Raw genomic sequence first — 2,600 nt, 5'->3', positions numbered from 1 at the left:
CTTCCAGGCGGTTACTTCGAAGTTCGAGTTCGCCTGGACATTCGGTTGGTTTTCCGTGATACGCCAGCGGGTCTTCTGTTCGACTTTGCTGGCGACCACGATGAGGTGCGGCAATTCATCAAATCGCGGGTGTAGCAAAGGGTGGTTCCTGATCGAAACTTGCGAGGTGCGCAGCGAACAGCGGCCGACGCTCGCAAATCATTTTGCTCCTTCGTCGCGAAAAGATCAGGCTTTCCCCTCGGAAAGTTGGGAAATTGAAGCGGCGGAAACGAGATGCAGAAATTCTTTCGCCACTTCGCCGGCCCCACGCCGAGCGATTTGAAATCCAAACGAACTGGTCCGCTCTACAAGGTCGAGGAGGTGACCGTGAAGGACGGTGAGTTGCAAACCGCCAGTGGCGGGAAGCTGAAGCCGCCGAACGCTTACCAGCCCGAAAAGGGCCCTCAGCCCGCGCGCCCCAGTAACGACCGCTTGGTCCGTCGTGGTAATTGAAGCACTCAGATACCCACCGCGTGAGCATTACGGCAAAACTGGGTAGCACCCGCCTTCGGCGGGAAGAATTCGGCAGCCTGCCGAATTCTTTGTCCGCGAACGTAAACTCGTTCCAAGACTCTGTAGCCCATGTTTTCTGCGAGACGCAGATGCTACTCGGGCGCTGGACGCTCGCGCTTGTCCTGCTCCTCACCTGCCTGCTTCGCCCGGCTCCCGCTCAAGACTCTGTCCGCACGCTCGCGGGCCTTCCCGAAACTCCCGGCTCCACCGACGGCACAAACTCCAACGCTCGTTTCAACGACCCTGCCGGAATCGCCGTCGCTGCGGATGGGGCCGTTTTCCACGTCTCGGATACTGGCAATCACACTATTCGCCGGGTTACGACTAACGGCATCGTCACTACGCTCGCTGGTTTGGCTGGTAACGCAGACTACGCCGATGGTTCCGCTGCCACCGCACGTTTCAACCAACCGCTTGGTCTTGCCGTCGCGCCTAATGGCACCGTCTACGTCGCAGACAGCGGCAATCACCTCATCCGGGTCATCAGCACCAATGGCATCGTGTCGGTTCTCGCGGGAAATCCGGAGACGTTCGGTTCCGCTGACGGCACGGGCACGAACGCATTTTTCAATAACCCCGTCGGTCTGGCGCTCGCGGCGAACGGCTCGCTCTTCGTCTCGGACGCAAACAACTTCACCATCCGCCGCGTGTCGGCCGCCGGTGTCGTCACCACCCTCGCCGGAGCCACCGGACAGGACGGCGCGGCCGATGGCCCGGCGTCCTCCGCCCGCTTTGGCAAGCCGGCTGAACTCGCGCTTGCGCCCAACGGCACACTGTACATTGCCGACGCCGCACACCACGTCATCCGCCGCCTCACGCCGGACGGGCGCGTTAGCACCATCGCCGGCCTCGTCGGCATGGACGGCGCAACGGATGGCGCGAACGGCCTTGCCCGCTTCTTCAACCCCTACGGCCTCGCCATCGCCGCGCACGGTCATCTCGTCGTCGCCGACACCTACAACCAAACCATCCGCGAATTGCTCGCCCCCTTCACCGTCGGCGTTGCGCCCAGCGGAGGCGGGCGCGTCATCTCGTGGGACGCAGTGGTTGGCCGGAGTTACCAGGTGCAGTTCAGGGACGGTTTGACCGCGGCGGCTTGGCAGAACCTCGGCAGTCCGACCACCGCCGCGACGCTCACAGCCGCGCAAACAGATTCCTCCCTTGTCCCGGCCGCCCCGCGTTTTTATCGCATCCTGCGTTTAGACTGATCGCGGGTTGCGGTCATCCAGCCGCTGCGGAGATAGGGTGAACTTGTTGTGCTTGAACAAACGGCTTCCGAAGGAGTGGCGTGCTCAACTGATGTGATCGCAGCCAAGAAGCAGTTTACCTGGGTGAAAAATGGTGCTGAAGTTGTAGTTCCAAGTTTCTGCGGCCCAGCGTAAAAACAACCATGCTTTGGGACTTGCTACAACAATGTCAGATTTCACGGCGGCATGAGGAGACGAAGGCGCTTGCTTCGCGGGCGCATACTTTGAATGACCGTGTGACCCACCTCGAACTAGAACTCAAATCGACCCGCGCTCAACTGCGGCTCCTCACGGAACTGCTCGAAGGCCGCCTTGGGGAGGATTTGAACGGTGATGGCAAAGTAGGACGCTGACATGAAACTCGGCCTCTACGGCGGCTCCTTCGACCCCGTCCACCTCGGACATTTGCTCGTAGCTCAGGCAGCGGGGGAGGAGTTTGGATTGGATCGGCTGTGCTTCATTCCAGCGGCGCAGTCACCATTTAAACCGGGCAACGAACCAGCGCCCGCCAAGGCCCGCCTGCAAATGCTCCGCCTCGCACTAACGGGCATGCCACGCTACGAGGTGGACGCGCAGGAAACCTTGCGGGGCGGCGTGAGCTACACAATTGACACGGTGCGCGACTACCGGCAAATCGTCGGCCAAATAATTCCACAGCGGCTAGTGCTTAGTTGCATAAGTTAATTACTGTATTGCGAAGCTGAGTTCCCCTGACTTCGCGCTTGCGCCAGACAAAGGGTTTGGAGGTCTGGTTATGCTTGGCAATAAATTGTTCGAGCAAAGTTCGCAGTTCTTCCTTGT

Annotated in this window: 3 protein-coding genes; all 3 read left to right on the top strand. The window is 60.2% G+C overall.

The features are described from left to right. Window positions 1–273: 273 nt before the first annotated feature. The 3 genes from FJ398_27150 (at window position 274) to FJ398_27140 (ending at window position 2,483) form a co-directional block, all read left to right on the top strand. On the top strand, window positions 274–492 hold the full coding sequence (locus FJ398_27150; protein MBM3841555.1) for a hypothetical protein: 219 nt from the start codon (window positions 274–276) through the stop codon (window positions 490–492). Window positions 493–512: 20 nt separating this feature from the next. Further along, entirely contained in the window at window positions 513–1,760 is a 1,248-nt protein-coding gene (locus FJ398_27145; protein MBM3841554.1) for a hypothetical protein, read from the top strand. Between the two features lie 393 nt (window positions 1,761–2,153). Further along, window positions 2,154–2,483: a nicotinate-nicotinamide nucleotide adenylyltransferase gene (locus FJ398_27140; GenBank protein ID MBM3841553.1), complete on the top strand. Its 330-nt coding sequence runs from the start codon at window positions 2,154–2,156 to the stop codon at window positions 2,481–2,483. Window positions 2,484–2,600: the final 117 nt, after the last annotated feature.

The organism is Verrucomicrobiota bacterium (assembly GCA_016871535.1).
Lineage (GTDB): Bacteria > Verrucomicrobiota > Verrucomicrobiia > Limisphaerales > SIBE01 > VHCZ01.
The sequence above is the reverse complement of the archived record's forward strand: the minus strand, read 5'-3'. Positions and strand labels throughout refer to the sequence as shown.

Coding starts and splice junctions, on each gene's coding strand:
- FJ398_27140 (MBM3841553.1), top strand. CDS start 2,154: ATGAAACTCGGCCTCTACGGCGGCTCCTTCGACCCCGTCCACCTCGGA.
- FJ398_27150 (MBM3841555.1), top strand. CDS start 274: ATGCAGAAATTCTTTCGCCACTTCGCCGGCCCCACGCCGAGCGATTTG.